The sequence below is a fragment of the Bradyrhizobium canariense genome, assembly GCF_019402665.1.
GTDB lineage: Bacteria > Pseudomonadota > Alphaproteobacteria > Rhizobiales > Xanthobacteraceae > Bradyrhizobium > Bradyrhizobium canariense.
Genome location: NZ_VSST01000097.1, coordinates 1 through 21,742, shown reverse-complemented (window position 1 = coordinate 21,742; position 21,742 = coordinate 1). Strand labels below are relative to the sequence as shown.

Here is a 21,742-nt window from a genome sequence, read left to right as displayed (position 1 = left end):
GGGCGACCGTCAGTGAGTGCGTAGCTTGGCAATGGCCAGATATGTGGAGTCACTGATCCCCGAACCGGATCCCTGAAAGAGGTTGAGCAGGGGGGATTGACCCTGACCGGTGCTCTGGCTGTTTCTGATGTCATACATGGCGGAGAAACGGTTCAGCAGCTTTGTAACCTTCGCGGGATCGGACAGGTCCTTGATCTTCATGAATCTGTCCACGAACTTGGCCTGCTGGTCGATCGGCATCGCCGCCATCGAGTCAGGCAGATCGAAGGTGGTCCTGAACACCTCCGAAAGAGCCTTGTCGGCAAGGATGTCGTACGCGGATGTGATGTCCCCCGCCTTTCGCTGGAAATAGAGCGCCAGGCGCACGCCGGGATTCGCATCGCCTTGCTGCTGCTCCAGGCTTTGCTCGACATAGTTCGCCTGTGTTTCCCGAAACTGATCCCGCTTCTGCGGCCCCATCATCGGAAGACGCGCGACGTTGCCTTGACTGTCGAAATTGAACGACGCCGCGATTTCGGCAAAGCGAGGATCGCTCTCGGTGTTCGCGAAGCTCTTTGGATCGTTCAGATCGGAGGCGAAGATCTTCTTGAGAAAATCGGTGCTGACCTTCTTGGGATCCAGACCCTTGGCCAGGAGAATGAAATCGACCATCGGCCTGTTTGCGAGAAGATCGGAAACACTGTCGATGCCGGCGATGGCCTGCTGATATTCCGACGCATCCTTCGTGGCCTGTGCCCGAACTGCGGCCTGCTGCTGGGGAGTTGCCGTGCTTGCGCTCTTCACCGCTCCAATGACGTAGTCCTTGGCGATCTGGAGGACTTCAGCAGAGTCCTGAGCCACCAAGGGGGTCGTCAGATTGCCTTTAGCGTCGAAGTTGAAGGCGCGCGCCAGCTCCAGATATCGATTGTCCTTGAGGGTATAGACGTAGCTTTTGGGGTCGTTGATGTCGCTTTCGAGCACGGCCTTGACAGTCGCCGGCGAGACGTTTGCGGGATCGAGGCCGACGGCTCCCAGCGCAAAATCATAAACGCCCGGTGTCGATACGAACGCCTGGACTGAATTGATCTTGAGGATGGCGGTTCTGAATTGCCTGATTGCAAAGGCTTCGTTCAACGGGCTTGCCGCCGAATAGACGGCGGACTTGCTGTCGTCGAACCTCTGTTTCGTGATGGTGACATTTGCAGCAGTCTGCGCGGACACGCCTGACGGAAGCGACCCGTCGGGCGAAAACTCGAACGCACCGGCCAGGTCGACGAACCCGCCAATCGTCCCTATCTGGTCGCTGAGGCTGGAAATGCTGCTCGCATATGACTCCAAATGATGCTTTTCGACCAGGATCTGCACGTTCAACTGGGTCACGTTCGCGCCCGGCTGCGATAGCTGGGTGGTGTAGTCGGCGATCCGTGAATTGGCCGCGGTGACATCCGATCGGGCCTGAGCAAGGTCGGCGTTGAGGCCACTCAACTGAGAGGCGAAAGTGGTGTTGACGTAGCTGTTGGGATCGGATGGATCGCTGCGCAAGACCTGGCTTATCGTGTCACGCGACCACTTGGTTTGATCGATTCCGTATGCCGAATAGACATAGTTGCGAAGACGGTCGTTGTTCAGGAGCTGGTCTGCACTGCTGATGTTGCCGATTTCGGCGCTGTAGTAATTGGAGTCGCCGGTAAGTGCATCGACCTGGCTCTTCCTGGTCGCCGTGTACAGACCGATCATCTCGTCGGTCTGGTTCTCCGATTGCGCAACCGGCGTTGCACTGCCGTTGAAGGAAAATGCCGCGGCGAACTCGCGGTAACGCTTGTCGACCAGCTTGTTGACAAAGCTGTTTGCGTCGGAGAGGTCGCTCTCCAGCACCTTTTTCATGAAGGCCTTGGCGTAGGCCATGTCTTCCAGGCCATATGCCTTCGTCGCATAATGATAAAGGCGATAGTCTTTCATGAAGTCGTCGACGGACTTCACCTTGCCGATGTGGGCTTTGTAATAGGCGGCCTCTCGCGCCACGTCCTGTTGCTGTTCGACCCGCGTCAGGGACTGCTTGAGATTGCGCGTGATGTAGCTGTAACTGAAATACGTTGATACCATCGCGCACTCCTCGCGGCTCTTACGGTCCCGGACATCCGTCAATCATTGCGGGGTCGCGAGATGGGGGCTGGCCTCATGCCGGCAAACTGTCTCAGCTGGGTCTTCCCAGGAAGATTCCGGTTAACAACTGAGATTTCAATTTGCGTCCGATGCCGCATGACGAGTTTTGTTGCCGTTTGTTTCTGTCTGTTTCCCAGATGCAGCTTTCGCGAGGCTTTCGTGCTTGGCATGTTGCGGTCGCCAGCGCGCCAGATAAAGTTCCACGCTCGTGTCCCGGACAAGCTGCAACGCGTAAGCGTTGCGGCGTAGAGCGGGGACCCAGAAGCCGTGCATTTGCCGCTGCGTGGGCCCCGGCTCTGCGGCGCACCGCCGAAGGGGCGTTGCGCCGCGTCCGGGGCACGCGCCCAAAATCCATCTTCGTATTTCAATCCACAGAGTCCGCGCACCTTCGCCTTCTCGCGGCCTGTGCGGCCCGAGCTTTGCGGCATTCTTTGCCCCCAAAAATGCCGAGGGCGCAGGGAAGGCCGGGTGCCGGCTGGCACCCACGGTCCACTGTGCGAAGGTTGCGCTACAAGAGGCTGCACAGCGGCATACAGGTGAAGCCCAACACACGGCCTTCCCTGCGCAGTGGTTTGACGGCTTATGTCGTGATCTCCCCGGGGAGCGATGCACTATTGCCCCCGTCGCCTTGCGGATGGCTGATGCGGATGCCCGGTCGGGCCGCCCACATCACCACAAGACTTGACGCACAGACCCCGGGCGTCAGGACCACACGATTTTGCCGTACGCGGATCACACCGGTCGTGTGCGCGACGCCTTCGTTCACGGTTGCCCGCCCTGCGAAGCCTTCGCGCCGGTGTGGCCCACGTCCACCACGTCCCATCCCGCGTTCGTGACGATCGCGATCCGCCCCTCGGCCGGGTTGGGATGGCTTTCTATACGATAATCCGAAATACGGATAAAGAGAAATATTTTTGCCGATCGTGGTTGACCCGCTTATCGGGTGTTTTGCCCGCCGGGCGGCAAGGGGTTGTGGGGCGCGCGGACGCCTGCCGCAACGTGGCCACGAACGGGTCTCCCCTCGGCCGCAAAATGCGCTACCATGATCCCAGCGCGCATCAAGTCGCGCATGATCAATGAGACGCATGAGGAAACGAGATGAGGGTGACGATTGGACGCCGCACGGTCTTGGGCGTAGTACTGACTGCTGCGGGCGCGGCAGCTTTGACGGCGGCGTTTGGCCCGGCTTCGACATCGGCCTGGGCCCACGGGCCGACCCGGCAGAAGGTCCGCGAATCCATCGAGATCACCGCCGCCCCGGCCAAGGTGTGGGCCGCAATGGGCAATTTCCAGGACATGAGCTGGCTGCCGCCTGTTGCCAAGACCGAGGGCGAGAAGGGCAACGAGATCGGCGCGACGCGGAAGCTGACGCTGACGGGAGGCGCGACCGTCGACGAAGAGCTCTACAAGTTTGACGCCGCCGCGATGAGCTATTCCTACCGGATCACCAATGTGGACGTGAAGGTGCTGCCGGTCACCAATTATTCCTCGACGCTCACCGTCACGCCGAGCGCCGACGGCAAGGCCTCGACCCTGGAATGGGCCGGCGCGTTCTACCGCGGCTTTCCCAACAACGATCCGCCGCCGGAGCTGAGCGACGAGGCGGCTAAGACTGCGGTGAGCGGGCTCTACAAGGCCGGCCTCGAGTCGTTGAAGAAGAAGATCGAGAGCGGAAGCTGACCGTGCGGGCGTTGGTCCTGGCGGCGCTCGCTGCCAGCCTTTACCGTGCCGCTCTCGGCAGCGCGTGCGCCGACGAGGCGTTCGTGACCAACCAGCTCAGCGACGATTTGATGGTGGTGGACCTCGCCACCGCGCGCAGCGTCGCGACCATCCCGATCGGCGGCAAGCCGGCGGGCGTGGCCGTTAGCGCGGACGGGCGCTTTGCCTATGTCACGAGCCCGGACGCCAAGGCCGTAACGGTGGTGGACGCAGCAACGCGGCAGATTGCAGGGCGGATCGAGGTCGGCGGCGGGCCGCTTGGCATTGCCGTCGCGCCGGATGGCCGCACCGTCTATGTCGCGGACTGGTACGCAGCCGCCGTGCGGGTGATCGACGCTGCGAGCCGCAGCGTCACGGCCAGCATCGCGGTCGGCGCCTCGCCGTCGGGGCTCGCAGTGACGCCAGACGGCAAGCTGCTGCTCTCGGCCGACCGCGACGACGACAGCGTCTCGGTGGTGGACATCGCGACCCGCCAGCGCAAGGCGACCATCAAGGTCGGCACCCGTCCGTTCGGCGTCACCATCGATGCCGAAGGCAAGCGGGCCTACACCGCCAATGTCGGCTCCAACGACGTCTCCGTGATCGACATCGCCGCTGGGTCCGAGACCGGCCGCGTGCCGGTCGGGATGCGCCCCTATGCGGTGGCGCTGGCGCAGGGCCGCGGCTTCGTCACCGACCAATATGGCGGCACTGTCAGCGTGTTCGATCTGGCGACCTTGAAGCCGATCAAACGCATCAATGTCGGCGATTATCCCGAAGGCATCGCCGCGACCGCCGACGGCAAGCGCATCATCGTCGCCTGCTGGGAGAGCAACACGCTCGACATCATCGACGCGGTCGAGCTAAAGGTGATCGGCGAAGTCAAGACCGGCGACGGCCCGCGCGCGTTCGGGGCGTTTTTGCGCAGGACGGAGTAGGGGCGTCGTAGCCCGCATGAGCGGAGCGACTTGCGGGACAGGCTCTCCTCATCCACCGCCGTTCCCGGATATCGCTTCGCTCATCCGGGCTACTGCACCGGGGCACAGCGTCCATACAATCTCATCCATCTGCTCAAACATGTGATCCGGCGCCTGCGCCCGCAGCGCCGCCGGCGCCGCATAACCCCAGCCCACCGCGCCGCAGGCGATCCCCACGGCCCGCGCCGCCTCGATATCGCGCACCTCGTCGCCGATCGCGATGACCTTGCCCGGCTCCACGCCGGCGCGGCGGATGACCCGTCGGAATTTCGAAGGCTTGCCAAAGATCGACGCGGCGCAGTCGAAATGCGCGAACAGCGCGGCGGCCTCGCCGAGTTTTTCGCGCGCATTCGCTTCGCTGTCCGATGTCACCAGTGCGAGCTGCACGCCGTTACCGGCCAGTGTTTTCAGCATCGTCTCGACGCCCGAAAACAGCGAAATCTCGGCGGCCGCCTCAGCCTTCAGCCGCCGCGCATGCCGCGCGATCGCCGGCAGCTTCCACAAGGGCACCTCGAGCCGGCTGAGAATCTCGCGCGACGAAGCATGCCGCAGCCCCTCGACATCCTCATCGGCGACGCGGCGGAAGCCGAAGCGGTCGGCGACGTCGTTGATGGTGCGCAGGAACCACGGGAAGCTGTCAGCCAGCGTGCCGTCGAGATCGAAGATGGCGAGGGAGTAGGGCATGGAGACGAAGCTACACCGCTAGGCTTTCCACACCGCTTCCTCGGTCCATCCGAGTTGGTCGAATTCGGTGGCCCTGAGCGGCGCCTCTCCCTCGGCGAAGAACTCGTCTAGCTGGGGCGGGGTAACGTGCGTTTCGGAAAGCATCGCGTGGGCTTGTCCGCGATGATGAATTTGATGCTGGAACAGATGCATGAGCAGCCGGTCGCGACGTTCGATCTGCACGCGGGTGTCGCGGTTGATCCGCACGAGACCGTCGAGAAGCTCGGGCGTCAGTCCATCGCAGACGGCAATCAAGCGCTTGTCGATCGCGGCTTGCTCGGGCTTCAGCGCGGCAAGTGAAAGGTGGGGCACCTGGTTCTTCCAAGCCGCCGGTCCCAGCCATCCGCCCTCCAGCGCATCGACATAGAAGAGGTCTATGACATGGATGTGGTTGAGCGTGCGCTGCAGGCTTGGAAAGAAGCCGGTTCGTGCGGCTTCGAAGTCAGCCTGAGACAGCGCGGCGCAAGCAGTGAGCAGCCGGTGGTTCGCCCAAGCATTATTGTGGGCGAACGCACGATAGGTTTGCAGAAGTCCTGCAGGCAAAAGCGACCTCCCTCAGACAATGTGTCGGCACGCTCCCGCTGCGTAACCTACTCCGCCGCCTCGCTCGCCGCGCGTCTCCGCTTCGGCTTCCGCGCCTTCGCCAGCACCGGTGCCAAAAACTTCCCCGTGTAGCTCCGCGGCGCTTTCGCGATGTCTTCCGGGGGGCCCCAGGCGACGATCTCGCCGCCGCCGTCGCCGCCTTCGGGGCCGAGGTCGATGACCCAGTCGGCGGTCTTGATGACTTCGAGATTGTGCTCGATGACGACGACCGTGTTGCCCTGCGCGACCAGCTCGTGCAGCACCTCCAGGAGCTTCTTGACGTCGTGGAAATGCAGGCCGGTGGTCGGCTCGTCCAGGATGTAGAGCGTGCGGCCGGTGGCGCGCTTTGACAGCTCCTTTGCGAGCTTGACGCGCTGAGCTTCGCCGCCCGAGAGCGTCGTGGCCTGCTGGCCGACATGGATGTAGTCGAGGCCGACGCGATGCAGCGTCTGGAAGGTCTCGCGCACCCGCGGGACCGCCTTGAAGAACTCGGCCGCTTCCTCGACGGTCATGTCGAGCACGTCGGCGATGCTCTTGCCCTTGAACAGGACCTCCAGCGTCTCGCGGTTGTAGCGCTTGCCCTTGCAGACGTCGCAGGTGACGTAGACGTCGGGCAAGAAGTGCATCTCGATCTTGATGACTCCGTCGCCCTGGCAGGCCTCGCAGCGGCCGCCCTTGACGTTGAAGGAGAAGCGGCCGGGTTCGTAGCCGCGCGCCTTCGACTCGGGCAGGCCGGCGAACCATTCGCGGATCGGCGTGAAGGCACCGGTATAGGTCGCGGGATTGGAGCGTGGCGTGCGGCCGATCGGCGACTGGTCGATGTCGATGATCTTGTCGATGTGCTCGAGGCCCTCGATGCGGTCGTGCGGCGCGGCGCCCTCGCTGGCGTTGTTCAGCTTGCGGGCGATCGCCTTGTACAGCGTGTCGATCAGCAGCGTCGACTTGCCGCCGCCGGAGACGCCGGTAACGCAGGTGAACAGGCCGAGCGGGATTTCGGCCGTGACGTTCTTGAGGTTATTGCCGCGCGCATTGACCACCTTGATGGTGCGGCGATGGTTCGGCGGGCGCCGCTCCGGCACCTCGACCTCAAGCTCGCCGGTCAGATATTTGCCGGTCAGCGAGTTGGGGTTGCGCATGATCTCGGCGGGCGTGCCTTCGGCGATGATGTTGCCGCCATGCATGCCGGCACCGGGGCCGATGTCGAGCACGTGGTCGGCGAGCAGGATCGCGTCCTCGTCATGCTCGACCACGATCACGGTGTTGCCGAGGTCGCGAAGTCTCTTGAGCGTGTCGAGCAGGCGCGCGTTGTCGCGCTGGTGCAAGCCGATCGAGGGTTCGTCGAGCACATAGAGCACACCTGTCAGGCCCGAGCCGATCTGCGAGGCCAGGCGGATGCGCTGGCTCTCGCCGCCGGAGAGCGTGCCGGAGGAGCGGGACAGCGTGAGATAGTTGAGGCCGACGTCGAGCAGGAAGGTGAGGCGCTCGCGGATCTCCTTGAGGATGCGGCCGGCGATCTCGTTCTGCTGGGTGTTCAGCGCCTCCGGCACGGTCTCGAACCACGCGCCGGCGCCCTTCACTGACATCTCGGAGATGTCGCCGATATGCTTGCCGCCGATCTTGACGCAGAGCGCCTCGGGCTTGAGCCGAAAGCCGTGGCACGCCTCGCAGGGCACGTCGTGGAAGTACTTCGCCAGCTCCTCGCGCGCCCACTCGCTCTCGGTCTCGCGATAGCGGCGGTTGATGTTGGTGATGACGCCCTCGAACGGCTTCTTGGTGTCATAGGAACGGACGCCGTCCTCGTAGGAGAACTTGATCTCGTCCTCGCCGGAGCCATGGAGGATCGCGTTCTGCGTCTTCTTGGGCAGATCCTTCCATTTGGTGGTCAGCGTGAACTTGTAATGCTTGCCGAGCGCAGTCAACGTCTGAATGTAATAGGGCGACGAGGACTTGGCCCAGGGCGCGATCGCGCCCTTGCCGATGGCTAGCTCCTTGTCGGGGATGACGAGGTCCTCGTCGACATGCTGCTCGACGCCGAGGCCGCCGCAGGCGGGGCAGGCGCCATAGGGATTGTTGAACGAGAACAGCCGGGGCTCGATCTCGGGGATGGTGAAGCCGGAGACAGGGCAGGCGAACTTTTCCGAGAACAGCATGCGCTCGGGTCCGCTCTTGTCGTGGATCTTGGCCGTCTTCTTTTTCTCTTCCGCGGGGGCTGCTGCAGCCGGCGCGTCCGCGAATTCGATGACGGCGAGGCCCTCGGCGAGCTTGAGCGCGGTCTCGAAGCTTTCGGCGAGGCGTTGGCCGATGTCGGGGCGCACCACGATACGATCGACGACGACGTCGATATCGTGCGGGAATTTCTTGTCGAGAACAGGCGCTTCCGCGAGCTCATGGAAGGCGCCGTCGATCTTGACGCGCTGAAAGCCCTTCTTGAGCCATTCGGCGAGCTCTTTGCGGTACTCGCCCTTGCGGCCGCGCACGACTGGCGCAAGCAGATAGAGCCGCGAGCTCTCCGGCAGCGCCAGCACGCGATCGACCATCTGCGAGACGGTCTGGCTCTCGATCGGCAGGCCGGTGGCGGGCGAATAGGGCACGCCGACGCGCGCCCACAGCAGGCGCATATAGTCGTAGATTTCGGTCACCGTGCCGACGGTGGAGCGCGGGTTCTTCGACGTCGTCTTCTGTTCGATCGAGATCGCCGGCGACAGGCCGTCGATCTGGTCGACGTCGGGCTTCTGCATCATCTCCAGGAACTGGCGGGCATAGGCCGACAGCGATTCGACGTAGCGGCGCTGGCCCTCGGCATAGATGGTGTCGAACGCGAGGGAGGATTTGCCGGAGCCTGACAGCCCCGTGAACACGACGAGCTTGTCGCGGGGAATTTCGACGTCGACGTTCTTGAGGTTGTGCTCGCGCGCGCCACGGATCGTAATCGCGCGCAGGTGTGCTCCCGCGTTCTGTTGTTGGCGCTTCGCCTTGATCACTTCATCCATCCTGGTGGTCCTCAGGGAATCCAAAAGCGCACGATCGCGCCAACTTGAAAGGCGCGCATCGCCCGGAACCGGGATCGGCGCCGATGGGTAAGTAAGCGAACGTAGGAAGAACAGGGACGGATTTCCAGTGGCGTTTGCGAATCGTCAACGGATTGTTGGCGCGCTGGCGGCATCTGGCAGGAGCACGGCTTGCGGAACTGCGCGTGACCGGTCCCGTTCAAACAAAAAGGCCGGCGCGAGGCCGGCCTTTCGTAACACGATGGCGTCGATAGCGAAGATCAGTACTTCGCGACGATCGGGCCCCCGAAGTGATAGTTCACGCCGACCTGCACGGTGTGAAACTCGAGCGTGCCGGTGGGCAGGGCGCCCGAGAAGTAGGTCTCGCCGCCGAGGCTGCGAAAGAGGTACTCGCCCTTGACCGACCACTGCGGAGCGAAGAACGCTTCGACGCCCGCACCGACGGTCCAGCCGGAGTGCCACTTGCTGTCGGAAGCGGTCACGCCGAGCGCGCTGATGCTGAGCTTGTTGTCGATCCAGGCGTAACCACCGGTGCCGTAGAACAGGACGTTGTTGACGGCGTAGCCGATGCGGCCGCGCACGGTGCCCATCGCATCGGTCTTCGAGCTGAGGGTGGTGCTGACGAGGCCGAAGCCGGGGACGGCAACGGGGCCGGTGACCGACGCGCTGACGTCAGCCCAGGAACCATCGGCCTCGATGCCGAACACGACATTGCCGGTCTGCCAGTTGTAGCCGGCAGTACCGCCGACGAAGCCGCCCTTCATCTTCGGGTCGGTCGAGGAATTTTCCCAGGCGCCGCCACCGACGATACCGAGGTAGAAGCCGGTCCAGTTGTAGACCGAAGCCATGGCCACCGGAGCCTTGGTGTAGGGGCGCGCCGCCAGATCAGCGGCCGAAGCCGGGGCAGCGAGTGCGAACAAACAGGCCGAAGCCAACCAAATCTTTTTCATCTTCAGTAATCCCAGTCCCAGTTTCTGTTGTCCCTCCCTGTTCCGGAAGAGCATCGGACGCCGTGGTCCAACTGATATCGTCCATACACCGGTGAAGCCGCAAGTTGTGTCACTGAAAAGCAACAGCGATCGGAAAACGGAACGGCTATTGACCTATTGATATCGCAGAACCGCACAGCAAAAGGCCGGCACGAGGCCGGCCTTCGAAGTGCTCTATTCCAGCGCGATCAGTACTTTGCGATGACCGGACCGCCCCAGCGATAGTTCAAGCGGACGAGGCCCATGTCGACGTCCTGGCGAATCCGGTCGCTGCCGAAAACCGCACCCGCGGGCGTTGTGAAGCCGATCGTGCGATCGCCAAGGAAGATGTGGTCGTATTCAAAGCCCAGCGACCAGTTGGGAGCGAAGCCGAACTCCAGACCGGCCCCGACCGTGCCACCCCAGCGAGTCTCCCGCGCCGAGGCCAGCAGCGCGCCCGCGCCGGGCGTGCCCGCCGCAGCGTAGATGTCGTATTTGTCGCCGACGACGGCGGCGCCGCCCTTCACGTAAAGCAGCACGTTGTTCCAGGCGTAACCGATCTGACCGGTGATGAGCCCGAAAGAGTCGATGCGGGAACGGTTGCGATCACCCGTGACCAGGGCGGTGCCGGGGAAAAGTGTGCTCACGTTGTCGCCCCGGAAGTCGGCCCAGTTGCCTTGGCCTTCGAGGCCGAACACCCAATTGGTGGACTGCCAGCGATAGCCGATCTGGCCACCGACCGTGCCGCCGACCGCGTTATGGCAGCCTTCCCCGACCAAAACGCCGGTCGCGGGCGTGACGAAGTCCCAGCACGTGTGGCTCGAGCCACCGCCGCCGTTGATGCCGATGTAGAAGCCGCTCCAATCGTAGATGGTGGCAATCGCCGGCGCCGGAGCCTTGGTGTAGGGACGCGCGGCAAGATCCGCCGCGCTCGCGGGAGCCGACAGGCCCATCGCCACTGCACTGATTGCACCAATAAGAAGCTTATTCATTGCCAGTCTCCCCAGGTTCGTCCGCTTCTTTCTTCCCCGAAGCGGTTGATCAGGCACGAGGGCCCATATGATTTAAGTCCGAGGAAACCGTAGCTCTGCGGAGCGGCAAAGTCCGTCTCCGAAATGCAACAAGAACGGGGCCGTGCGAGGACCCACAACTTGCTGAATGTTAAGTTCTTTCCTTCGCTTTTGGGAACCTACAAAGGTTCCAATCGACGCGTGCCTTCCCGCAGTACATTGGCCGATCGACGCCACATATTCGATGCGGAAGTTCGCCAAGAACAAATCTGGAACATGCCGGAGGTCGATGCTATATGTGGGGATAACCGGAGGGGCGACGGACTGATCGTCGTCCGCAAGCGTTCGGCGAGCGTATAGGGTCGCCTCAACAGGCACGGTGGAGCGCGGGGAGCGGACCGGCCTTCTTGAATTCAGTGGCATTCGGAGCGGAGAGCGGAGATGGCGGGAAGCGTCAACAAGGTCATTCTGGTTGGAAATCTCGGCAAGGATCCTGAAATCCGCCGCACCCAGGACGGGCGGCCGATCGCCAATCTGAGCGTCGCCACCTCGGAGACCTGGCGCGACAAGGCGACCGGCGAGCGCAAGGAAAAGACCGAGTGGCACCGCGTCGTGATCTTCAATGAAGGGCTCTGCAAGGTCGCCGAACAGTATCTGAAGAAGGGCGCCAAGATTTACGTCGAGGGTGCGCTCCAGACCCGCAAATGGACCGACCAGAGCGGTGTTGAAAAGTACTCGACCGAAGTCGTGCTGCAGGGCTTCAACTCCACCCTGACGATGCTGGACGGCCGTAGTGGCGGCGGGGGAGGCGGCAGCTTCGGCGACGAGCCGGGCGGCGATTTCGGCTCCTCCGGTCCGGTCAGCAGCGCGCCGCGGCGACCCGTTGCCGCCGGCGGCGGTGGCCGCAACAGCGACATGGACGACGACATCCCGTTCTGAGCGATTCCGTTCTGAGAACGAGGCATATCGATGCGGAGGCGCCGGCCGCGTGGGCGGCGCTTCTCATCTCGTGTCAAAAAATCCCACTAATCGGCAGGACGGGCTCGGGATTTCCGGGCCCGCTTCATGTTTGGGGTGAGCTCGGATTGCGGCTTGGCAAACGCGCTGACGGGGCAAGCTCGCCGGTCGGTTTTCCACGTGTTACCGGCGATTTTGCAAGGCCGATGCGGGGGCTGCCCGAGGCACCGCTCGCAAGGGCTTAAGTTGTTGGAAAAATAGGCGGAAAAAGCGCTTCCCAGATCCCCGCGAGGGTGGTTATCAGAGGCTCGATGCGCTATATGATTCCCAGATAAAACCTCATCGGATTTCCCCTTGGCTGACGACGACGACAAGCCCGGCGACCAGCCGGCGCAACCCTCGGATATTCGCCCCGTCTCCATCTTCGAGGAGATGAAGAAGTCCTATCTCGACTACGCCATGAGCGTGATTGTGGCGCGTGCGCTGCCTGACGCCCGCGACGGCCTGAAGCCGGTGCATCGGCGCATCCTGTACTCGATGAACGAGCAGGGGCACACGCCGGACAAGAAGTACGTCAAGTCCGCCCGCGTGGTCGGTGACGTCATCGGTAAATATCATCCGCATGGCGACCAGTCGATCTACGACGCCATGGTCCGGATGGCGCAGGACTTCTCCATGCGCGTGCCGCTGATCGACGGTCAGGGCAATTTCGGCTCGGTCGACGGCGATCCTCCGGCTGCCTATCGTTATACTGAAGCCCGATTGACGAAGGTGGCGCTGGCTCTGCTGGCCGACATCGACAAGGACACGGTCGACTTCCAGCCGAACTACGACAACAACGAGACCGAACCGTCGGTCTTGCCGGCCAAGTTCCCGAACCTGCTCGTCAACGGCGCCGGCGGCATCGCAGTCGGCATGGCGACCAACATCCCGCCGCACAATCTCGGCGAAGTCATCGACGCCTGCGTCGCGCTGATCGACAACCCCGCGCTCACCATCGACGAGCTCATCAACATCGTGCCGGGACCGGATTTCCCGACCGGCGGCGTCATCCTCGGACGGCAGGGCATCCGCGCCGCCTATCACCTCGGGCGCGGCTCGGTCATGATGCGCGGCAAGGTCGCGATCGAGACCATCCGCAAGGAGCGCGAGGCGATCATCATCAGCGAGATTCCCTACCAGGTGAACAAGGCGACGATGGTCGAGCGCATCGCCGAGCTGGTCAAGGAAAAGAAGATCGAAGGCATCGGCGACCTGCGCGACGAATCGGATCGCGACGGCTACCGCGTCGTCATCGAACTGAAGCGCGACGCCGTGCCGGATGTGGTGCTGAATCAGCTCTACAGGTTCACGCCGCTGCAGACGAGCTTCGGCGTCAACATGGTGGCGCTCGACAGCGGCCGTCCGCGGATCATGCATCTGAAGGACCTGCTGGCGATCTTCGTCGACTTCCGCGAGCGCGTCGTCACGCGGCGCACCAAGTTCCTGCTCGCCAAGGCCCGTGATCGCGCCCATATCCTGGTCGGTCTGGCGATCGCGGTCGCCAATATCGACGAGATGATCCGCGTCATCCGGACCTCGCCCGACCCGACCACCGCCCGCGACACCCTGATGTCGCGCGACTGGCCGGCCCGGGACGTCGAGGACATGCTGACGCTGATCGACGATCCGCGCCACCGCATCAGCGAGAACGGTACGATCCGGCTGTCGATGGAGCAGGCGAGGGCCATTCTCGATTTGCGCCTGCAACGCCTCACCGCACTCGGCCGTGACGAAATCCGCGAGGAACTCGACAAGCTCGCCGGCGAAATCGCCGACTATCTCGACATCCTGCGCTCGCGCGACCGCGTGCTTGAAATCATCAAGTCCGAGCTCGCCGAGGTGAAGGCCGAGTTCGCGACCCCGCGCCGCACCGTCATCATCGAGCAGGAAGGCGAGGTCGAGGACGAGGACCTGATCCAGCGCGAGGACATGGTCGTCACCGTCTCGCACGCCGGCTACGTCAAGCGCGTGCCGCTGTCGGCCTACCGTGCCCAGCGCCGCGGCGGCAAGGGCCGCGCCGGCATGCAGACCCGCGACGAGGATTTTGTCAGCCGGCTGTTCGTGGCGTCCACGCATACTCCGATGCTGTTCTTCTCCTCGCGCGGCCAGGTCTACAAGATCAAGGTCTGGCGCCTGCCGATGGCCGCGCCGAACGCGCGCGGCAAGGCGCTGATCAACATCCTGCCGCTGGAGCAGGGCGAGCGCATCACCACCATCATGCCGCTGCCGGAGGACGAGTCCACCTGGGGCAATCTCGACGTGATGTTCGCCACGACAGGCGGCAACGTCCGGCGCAACAAGCTGTCCGACTTCGTCGACGTCCGCCGCTCCGGCATCATCGCGATGAAGCTCGACGACAACGAAGCTATCGTCGACGTGCAGATCTGCACCGAGCACGACGACGTGCTTTTGACCGGCGCCGGCGGCCAGTGCATCCGCTTCCCCGTGACCGACGTGCGCGTGTTCACCGGGCGCACCTCGATGGGCGTGCGCGGCATTGCGCTTGCCGAGGGCGACAAGGTGATTTCGCTAGCGATCCTGCGCCACGTCGAGACGACGTCCGACGAGCGCTCGGCGTATCTGAAGATGCGTCGTGCGGTTGCCGGCGAAGCTGCGGCCGAGGAGCCGGCGGCGGACGCCGAGGCCGAGGAGACCTCCGGCAGCTTCCAGCTGGCTCAGGAGCGCTATGTCGAAATGTCGGCGGCCGAGCAGGTCGTGCTGACCGTCTCCGTCAACGGCTACGGCAAGCGGACCTCGTCCTACGAGTACCGCACCACGGGCCGCGGCGGCAAAGGCATCGTGGCCATGAGCGTCAACAACCGCAACGGCAACCTGGTGGCGTCGTTCCCCGTGGAAGACGCCGATCAAATCATGCTGGTCACCGACAAGGGCCAGCTGATCCGCTGCCCGGTCGAAGGCATCCGCGTGGCCGGCCGCTCAACCCAGGGCGTGATCGTGTTCGACACCGCCGAGGACGAACACGTCGTCTCGGTCGAGCACATCACGGAAGAGGCCGAGAGCGGAAACGGGGCGAATGGGGAGTCGAACGGGGAGTGATGCGTCACCCCTCGTAGCCCGGATGGAGCGCAAGCGAAATCCGGGTTCTTCATTCGAACGGCTGTCCCGGATTGCACTTCCGCCTTCGCTCTCCGAGCTACGGCGGACAAGTCGCTCCATCCGGGCTACGAATTGCGCTAAATCTCCAGCTCCGTGCCGAACTCCACCACCTGCTTGGTCGGCACGCCGAAGAACGCGGCGGAGCGTTCGGCGTTGCGCTGCAGGAAGGCGAACACGGTTTCGCGCCAGACCCACATGCCCGGCACGTCCTCGCGCGGGATGATGGTCTCGCGGCCGACGTAATAGGTGATGTCGGAGAGGTCGATGCCGGGCAGCTTGCCGTGGCGGCAGGCGAAGGTCAGCCCTTCGTAGATCGTCGGGTTCTGCATGAACCCGTAATGCAGAACGACGCGGGTAATGCCGGGAATGATTTCGATCACCTCGATGCGGTCTTCGTCGTCGATGTGAGGAAGCTCCTCGATCAGCACGGTGACCAGGACGATGCGCTCGTGCAGCACGTGGTTGTGCTTGACGAACTGGGTCAGCGCCAGCGGCACGCCGCGCGGCGCCGACGCCAGGAACACGGCGGTGCCGGGCAGCCTGGCGCTGCACTTGTTGACCGCGGTTTCGATCAGATCCTCCTCGGGCTGGCGCAGCTTCGCGCGTGCCGCTTCGACGAGCTTCACGCCGCTGCGCCAGGTCAGCATCAGGAAAGCGACGAAGCCCGCGAGCATCAGCGGAAACCAGCCGCCCTCGAACAGCTTGATCGAATTGGCCGAGAAGAAGATCACGTCGATCACGAAGAAGAAGCCGTTCACGGCCACCACCAGCCACGGCGAATAGCCCCACTGGATCGCGACCAGGGCAGCGAGCAGCGTGGTGATCGCCATCAACAGCGACACCGCGATGCCGTAGGCGCCGGCCAGCGCCTCCGAGCTGCCGAAGCTCAGCACGGCGCCGAGCGTTGCGGCGGCGAGCAGCCAGTTCACCAACGGCACGTAGATCTGGCCGATCGCTGCGCTCGTGGTGTGACGGATCTGCATGCGCGGCAGGAAACCGAGCTGAATCGACTGCTGCGTCAGCGAGAACACGCCCGAGATGATGGCCTGCGAGGCGATCACGGTCGCGACCGCCGAGAACGCGACCAGCGGATAGTGCAGGGCGTCGGGGCAGAGTTGGAAGAACGGATTCTCGATCATGGAGGGGTCGGTGATCAGCAGCGCGGCCTGGCCGAAATAGTTCAGCACCAGCGCGGGCAGGCAGATCGCGAACCAGGCCAGCCGGATCGGCAGGCGGCCGAAATGCCCCATGTCAGCATACATGGCTTCGCCGCCGGTCACCGCGAGGAAGGCGGCCCCCAGGATCGCGAAGGAGACATGAAAATCCTGGTGGATCAGGAAGTCGAACGCATAGAGCGGGCTCAGCGCCGCCAGCACCGCCGGCGCCTTGACGATGCCGTGGATGCCGAGCGCTGCCAGCACGAAGAACCAGGCCAGCATCACCGGTCCGAAGATGCGGCCGATGAAGCCGGTGCCCTGTTTCTGCATCATGAACAGTCCGATCAGGATGACGACGGTCACGGGCACCACCGCCGGCGCGAGCGAGGGTGCGTCGACCTTCAGACCTTCGATGGCTGACAGCACCGAGATCGCCGGCGTGATCGCCCCGTCGCCGTAGAGCAGGGCGGCGCCGACGAGGCCGACGACCAGCAGATGCGCGCGCCAAGTACCGGGTTGGGCGTTGCGGGCATGCAGCAAGGCCAGCAGGGCGACGATGCCGCCTTCGCCGCGGTTGTCAGCGCGCAAAATCAACAGCGCATATTTCAGCGAGATGATCAGCAACAGCGCCCAGAGGATCAACGAGGCAACGCCCAGAACGGCATCGTTCGTCAATGTGCCGCCGTGGGCGGCGGCCTTGGCGGCTTCCTTGAGGGCGTAGAGGGGACTGGTGCCGATATCGCCATAGACCACCCCGAGGGCGCCCATGGTCATTGCAAGCGGCAGTGGATCAGGTTGATGGCCGGAGGCGACTGCAGGCGTACTGGACAATGGCGACCCCTCGATGGGATCGCGGCCGACGGGTCATTCCGGCGGGCGCGAGCATCGGGCAGTCTGCGACGGGACGTCGCAAATATCCATGGGGTTTATCTATGGGATTTGTCGCTACCTGACGCGAAACTGACAGACGCCGCTACGGAGTGCGGTTTGCGGTCACGAGGCGAGCCTCGCGGATGTCGGCTTTGGTGCCGGCCTGGCGAAGGCAGGACGCCTCGAAATTCGGCCAGGCCTGCTGCGAGCAGTCCTTGCCGATGGTGCGGATGTCGAGCCGGTCGCTCTTGGCGAGCGGTTGCGGCACGCTCGCTTCGACGGTGGGGGCGAAGCCGGGCAGGAGGGTGAGAGCGGCAGCAACACACCCAGAGATGGCGATCGCCGAAAGAGCTTTGATCATGACAGTCCCCTGTGATGCGGCCGCTACGCCCAGTGTGCGGCCCGTCGTTCGTTGGCCGGATTAGTAACCATGGCCAGTTTCCGGACGTCTTCGCGAACCCGGGAAATGGTTTCGTTCGCGCTCCGTTTTGTTTCGTGGCCGCCCTCAGGACGAAACAATTCGGCCCATTCCGACACGGTTTTGCGGAAAAACCGCCAGGGAACCTGACCGGCTTGCCGGGCCGGGCCGGGCGCGGTAGGACGTTGGCCATGCCGCGCATTGCCTTCTATCCAGGTTCCTTCGACCCCATCACCAACGGCCATCTGGACGTGGTCCGGCACAGCGTGTCGCTGTGCGACAGGCTCGTTGTGGCGATCGGGGTGCATCCCGGCAAGAAGCCGCTGTTCTCGACCGAGGAGCGGTTGAAGATGCTCCATGACGTCTGCGGGCCGGTGGCGGCCCAGGCCGGCTGCGTGCTCGAAGCGGTGACGTTTGACGACCTGTCGGTGACATCGGCGCGCAAGTACGGTGCGACGATCATGATTCGGGGCCTGCGCGACGGCACCGATCTCGACTACGAGATGCAGCTCGCCGGCATGAACGAGGCCATGGCGCCCGAGGTGCATACGGTCTTCCTGCCGGCTTCTCCCATGGTCCGCCCGATCACCGCCACTTTGGTGCGCCAGATCGCTGCCATGGGCGGGGACGTCTCGGCCTTCGTCCCGCCGCTGGTTGCGGCCCAGCTCAAGGCAAAATTCGCCTGATAACGGCGCGTTTCCTTTCTCATCTCTGATCCGGAGTTATCATGATCCGAATTCTCGCAGTTCTTGCCGCGGTTCTGTTCGCGGTGCCGGCCTTCGCGCAAGCCTTGCCGGCCGGCCTCGACAAGGCCAACGCCATCGTCATCGACTCCACCAAGGGCCGCATCGTCATCAAGCTCAGGCCGGACCTCGCGCCCCAGCACGCCGAACGCATCAAACAGCTCGCGCGCGAGGGCTATTACAACAATGTGCCGTTCCACCGCGTCATGGACGGCTTCATGGCGCAGACCGGCGACGGTCAGAACTTCAACGGCACCGGCGGCTCGAAATATCCGAACCTGAAGCAGGAATTCTCCAAGGTGCATTTTGCGCGTGGCATCGTCGGCATGGCCCGGCGCGGCGACAGCGTCGACACCGCCAATTCGCAGTTCTTCATCATGTTCGCCGACGGCGGCAGCCTCGACAACCAGTACACCGTGATCGGCGAGGTCGTGCAGGGCATGGACGTCGTCGACAAGCTGAAGAAGGCGCCTCCCGGATCAAGCGGCGGCACCGTCACCGATCCCGACAAGATGGTGAAGGTGCAGGTCGCTTCCGACATCAAGTAGGAGAGGCGATGGCGCGCGCCTGTGGCAAGCTCCTGCTGGTTGCCGCGGTGCTGCTGCTCGGCGTCCCCGGCGCAATCGCCGAGGACGCACAGGTCAACACCATCCAGGACATCTTCCGGCATCTGCGCACCTGCTGGAAGCCGCCGCCCGCCGCCAAGGCCCGCCCGATCGACATCACCGTCGTCGTGAGCTTTAACCGGGCTGGAAACATTCTGGGCCACCCGAGGATTACCTATGAATCCGCGGAGGCTTCCGACGAGGACCGGCTGCAATACCGGGTCGCGGTGATGGAGGCATTGCAACGTTGCACGCCGATGCCATTTACCGATGCGATGGCCGGCGCCGCTGCAGGGCGTCCATTCGCGATCCAGTTTCGCAACCGCAAATCTTCACCTGACAGGACTTCACCCCCAACCCAAGAGAGACGAGCATGAGCGCCACCGAAAACACACTGATCCTCGAGACCACCCAGGGCCCCGTTACCATCGAGATGCGGCCTGATCTGGCGCCCGGCCACGTCGCGCGCATCAAGGAGCTCGTGCGCGAGGGCTTCTACGACGGCATCGTGTTCCATCGCGTGATCGACGGCTTCATGGCGCAGACCGGCTGCCCGCAGGGCACCGGCACCGGCGGCTCCGGCAAGAAGCTGAAGGCCGAGTTCAACAAGGAGCCGCATGTGCGCGGCACCACCTCGATGGCGCGCGCCGCCAGCCCGGATTCCGGCGATAGCCAGTTCTTTATCGTGTTCGACGACGCCCGCTTCCTCGACAACCAGTACACGGTGTGGGGCAAGGTTACCGAGGGCATGGAGAACGTCGACAAGATCAAGCGCGGCGAACCCGTGCAGAACCCCGACAAGATCGTCAAGGCGCGGATGGCGGCTGACGCGGAGTAGGCGTTTCTCCTCATGGTGAGGAGGCGCGTAGCGCCGTCTCGAACCATGAAGGCCGAGCTGCAGCAGCAGGGCCTTCATCCTTCGAGATGCGCGTTCCGCGCTCCTCAGGATGAGGAGTGACTGTACGGCCGTGAGCCCGAGATGCGCACCGATCTCTTCGATTTCGACCTGCCCGCCGAGCGCATCGCATTGCGCCCGGCGAGCCCGCGCGACTCCGCGAAGATGCTGGTCGTCGATCCCGGCACGCTCCGCGACCAGGTCATCGCCGATCTGCCGCAATGGCTGAAGCCGGGCGACCAGCTCGTCGTCAACGACACCAAGGTGATCGCGGCGCAATTGAAGGGCCGTCGCATCGGCCGCGAGACCGAGCCGAAGATCGAGGCGACGCTGATCAAGCGCCTCGACGGCTCGCGCTGGCAGGCGCTGGTGAAGCCCGCCAAGAAACTCGCAGCCGGCGACCGCATCCGCTTCGGCAATGAGGGCAAGGTCTGCCTGCTTGGCCATCTCGACGCCGAGGTCGAGGCCAAGGGCGCGGAAGGCGAGGTGACGCTGTCATTTTCGTTCCACGGTCCGACGCTGGATCAGGCCATCGCCGATCTCGGCAGCCCGCCGCTGCCACCCTACATCGCCTCGAAACGCACGCCCGACGATCAGGATCTCGCCGACTACCAGACCATGTTCGCGGCGAACGAAGGCGCCGTTGCCGCGCCGACAGCCGGCCTGCATTTCACGCCCGCGCTGGAGCAGGCGCTGCACGCGCGCGGCGTCGGCATCAACCGCGTCACGCTGCATGTCGGGGCAGGGACCTTCCTGCCGGTGAAAGTGGACGACACCGAAGGCCACAAGATGCACGCCGAGTGGGGCACGCTCTCGGCCGAGACGGCGGAGCGGCTCAACACCGCGCGCAAGACCGGCGGCCGCATCATCGCGGTTGGCACCACGTCGTTGCGCCTGCTCGAAAGCGCAGCCAGCGAGGACGGCACCCTTGAGCCGTTCGCCGCCGAGACGTCGATCTTCATCACCCCGGGCTATCGCTTCCGCGCCGTCGATGTTCTGCTGACCAATTTCCATTTGCCGAAGTCGACACTGTTCATGCTGGTGTCGGCGTTCTCCGGGCTCGATGCGATGCGGCAGGCCTATGCGCATGCGATCGCGACCGGCTATCGGTTCTATTCCTATGGCGATGCGTGTTTGTTGTTTCGGGCGCCGTAGGGTGGGTTAGCCGTAAGGCGTAACCCACCGCTTCTGTTTACGCGGTAGAGACAGTGGTGGGTTACGCTGTCGCTAACCCACCCTACGCACCTCCCGTTACGCCATCACCCGCTGCGGCAAGAGCTCCGCGATCTGCACTGCATTGAGCGCAGCGCCCTTGAGCAACTGGTCCGCTGCCACGAACATCGAGATCGAATGCCCGGAGGGGTCGCTGAGGTCCTTGCGGATGCGGCCGACCAGGACGTCGTCCTGGCCCGTGGCGTCGATCGGCATCGGGAAGTAGTTCTTGGCACGGTCGTCGACGACCTTGACGCCGGGCGCTCGCGCCATGATGGCACGGACCTGATCCTCGCTGATCGGCTTCTCGCATTCGAAGGTGATGGCTTCGCAATGAGCCCGCAGCACCGGCACACGGACGCAGGTGACGCCGATCGCGATCTTGTCGTCCTCGAAGATCTTGCGGGTTTCGTTGATGACCTTGGTCTCTTCGTCGTTGTAGCCGGTGTCGGGGTCGATCGCCGTGTTGTGGTTGAAGAGGTTGAAGGCGTAGGGATGCGGCATCACTTTCGGCGTATAAACCTGGCCGTTGAGGTTGGCGCGGGTGGACTCGACCAGCTCGTCCATGGCGGCGGCGCCGGCGCCGGAGGCGGCCTGGTAGGTCGAGATGATCACGCG

18 protein-coding genes are annotated in these 21,742 nt (G+C 63.8%); 9 read left to right on the top strand and 9 right to left on the bottom strand.

All coding sequences use genetic code 11. The features are described 5' to 3' along the window. Nucleotides 1-9: 9 nt before the first annotated feature. The gene (locus tag FXB41_RS38565) at nucleotides 10-2,082 is read right to left on the bottom strand and encodes a DUF1217 domain-containing protein (protein WP_219685493.1); all 2,073 of its coding nucleotides are present in this window, start codon (nucleotides 2,080-2,082) and stop codon (nucleotides 10-12) included. A 1,158-nt stretch (nucleotides 2,083-3,240) separates the two neighbouring features. Between FXB41_RS38565 and FXB41_RS38560 the strand changes: the two genes are divergently transcribed. Together FXB41_RS38560 and FXB41_RS38555 are read left to right on the top strand one after the other, a co-directional pair. After that, entirely contained in the window at nucleotides 3,241-3,822 is a 582-nt protein-coding gene (locus tag FXB41_RS38560; RefSeq protein ID WP_007590716.1) for an SRPBCC family protein, read from the top strand. 2 nt (nucleotides 3,823-3,824) lie between these two features. Continuing rightward, a complete protein-coding gene (locus FXB41_RS38555) occupies nucleotides 3,825-4,778 on the top strand; it encodes a YVTN family beta-propeller repeat protein (RefSeq protein WP_007590717.1) in 954 nt (317 codons plus the stop codon). Nucleotides 4,779-4,826: 48 nt separating this feature from the next. Here FXB41_RS38555 and FXB41_RS38550 read toward each other — a convergent pair whose 3' ends face one another. The 5 genes from FXB41_RS38550 to FXB41_RS38530 form a co-directional block, all read right to left on the bottom strand. Next, nucleotides 4,827-5,501 (bottom strand): HAD family hydrolase, encoded by a 675-nt coding sequence (locus FXB41_RS38550; protein WP_007590720.1) that lies wholly within the window; start codon nucleotides 5,499-5,501, stop codon nucleotides 4,827-4,829. Nucleotides 5,502-5,519: 18 nt separating this feature from the next. After that, nucleotides 5,520-6,083 (bottom strand): DinB family protein, encoded by a 564-nt coding sequence (locus FXB41_RS38545; protein ID WP_007590721.1) that lies wholly within the window; start codon nucleotides 6,081-6,083, stop codon nucleotides 5,520-5,522. Nucleotides 6,084-6,130: 47 nt separating this feature from the next. Further along, nucleotides 6,131-9,112: an excinuclease ABC subunit UvrA gene (gene uvrA, locus FXB41_RS38540; RefSeq protein WP_219685492.1), complete on the bottom strand. Its 2,982-nt coding sequence runs from the start codon at nucleotides 9,110-9,112 to the stop codon at nucleotides 6,131-6,133. A gap of 278 nt (nucleotides 9,113-9,390) precedes the next feature. Continuing rightward, a complete protein-coding gene (locus FXB41_RS38535; RefSeq protein ID WP_035992628.1) occupies nucleotides 9,391-10,080 on the bottom strand; it encodes an outer membrane protein in 690 nt (229 codons plus the stop codon). Between the two features lie 227 nt (nucleotides 10,081-10,307). Continuing rightward, on the bottom strand, nucleotides 10,308-11,090 hold the full coding sequence (locus FXB41_RS38530) for an outer membrane protein (protein ID WP_007590725.1): 783 nt from the start codon (nucleotides 11,088-11,090) through the stop codon (nucleotides 10,308-10,310). Nucleotides 11,091-11,549: 459 nt separating this feature from the next. Here FXB41_RS38530 and FXB41_RS38525 point away from each other — a divergent pair, with 459 nt between their 5' ends. Together FXB41_RS38525 and gyrA are read left to right on the top strand one after the other, a co-directional pair. Beyond that, nucleotides 11,550-12,047, top strand: a complete 498-nt coding sequence (locus FXB41_RS38525; RefSeq protein ID WP_007590726.1) for a single-stranded DNA-binding protein — start codon at nucleotides 11,550-11,552, stop codon at nucleotides 12,045-12,047. Between the two features lie 372 nt (nucleotides 12,048-12,419). Further along, nucleotides 12,420-15,164 carry a DNA gyrase subunit A gene (gene gyrA / locus FXB41_RS38520; RefSeq protein ID WP_007590727.1) on the top strand — a complete coding sequence of 915 codons (2,745 nt, stop codon included), beginning with the start codon at nucleotides 12,420-12,422 and terminating at the stop codon, nucleotides 15,162-15,164. Between the two features lie 137 nt (nucleotides 15,165-15,301). On the opposite strand, the gene FXB41_RS38515 is transcribed toward gyrA, so the two are convergent. Both FXB41_RS38515 and FXB41_RS38510 read right to left on the bottom strand, forming a co-directional pair. Next, nucleotides 15,302-17,155: a potassium transporter Kup gene (locus tag FXB41_RS38515; protein ID WP_051058391.1), complete on the bottom strand. Its 1,854-nt coding sequence runs from the start codon at nucleotides 17,153-17,155 to the stop codon at nucleotides 15,302-15,304. 199 nt (nucleotides 17,156-17,354) lie between these two features. Continuing rightward, nucleotides 17,355-17,612: a hypothetical protein gene (locus FXB41_RS38510; RefSeq protein WP_007590731.1), complete on the bottom strand. Its 258-nt coding sequence runs from the start codon at nucleotides 17,610-17,612 to the stop codon at nucleotides 17,355-17,357. Nucleotides 17,613-17,860: 248 nt separating this feature from the next. Here FXB41_RS38510 and coaD point away from each other — a divergent pair, with 248 nt between their 5' ends. The 5 genes from coaD (at nucleotide 17,861) to queA (ending at nucleotide 21,067) form a co-directional block, all read left to right on the top strand. Continuing rightward, on the top strand, nucleotides 17,861-18,355 hold the full coding sequence (coaD, locus tag FXB41_RS38505; RefSeq protein WP_007590732.1) for a pantetheine-phosphate adenylyltransferase: 495 nt from the start codon (nucleotides 17,861-17,863) through the stop codon (nucleotides 18,353-18,355). Nucleotides 18,356-18,396: 41 nt separating this feature from the next. Then, nucleotides 18,397-18,960, top strand: a complete 564-nt coding sequence (locus FXB41_RS38500; protein WP_007590733.1) for a peptidylprolyl isomerase — start codon at nucleotides 18,397-18,399, stop codon at nucleotides 18,958-18,960. Nucleotides 18,961-18,968: 8 nt separating this feature from the next. Further along, entirely contained in the window at nucleotides 18,969-19,394 is a 426-nt protein-coding gene (locus tag FXB41_RS38495) for a UCP034077 family protein (protein WP_007590735.1), read from the top strand. After that, nucleotides 19,391-19,855 (top strand): peptidylprolyl isomerase, encoded by a 465-nt coding sequence (locus FXB41_RS38490; protein WP_007590736.1) that lies wholly within the window; start codon nucleotides 19,391-19,393, stop codon nucleotides 19,853-19,855. The genes FXB41_RS38495 and FXB41_RS38490 overlap by 4 nt, the downstream gene beginning before the upstream one ends. Nucleotides 19,856-19,996: 141 nt before the next feature. Continuing rightward, nucleotides 19,997-21,067, top strand: coding sequence for a tRNA preQ1(34) S-adenosylmethionine ribosyltransferase-isomerase QueA (gene queA, locus FXB41_RS38485; RefSeq protein WP_007590737.1), 1,071 nt, complete (start codon nucleotides 19,997-19,999; stop codon nucleotides 21,065-21,067). Nucleotides 21,068-21,163: 96 nt separating this feature from the next. Here queA and FXB41_RS38480 read toward each other — a convergent pair. Next, the coding region (locus tag FXB41_RS38480) for an aspartate-semialdehyde dehydrogenase (RefSeq protein WP_283843504.1) at nucleotides 21,164-21,742 on the bottom strand (579 nt) is incomplete at its 5' end.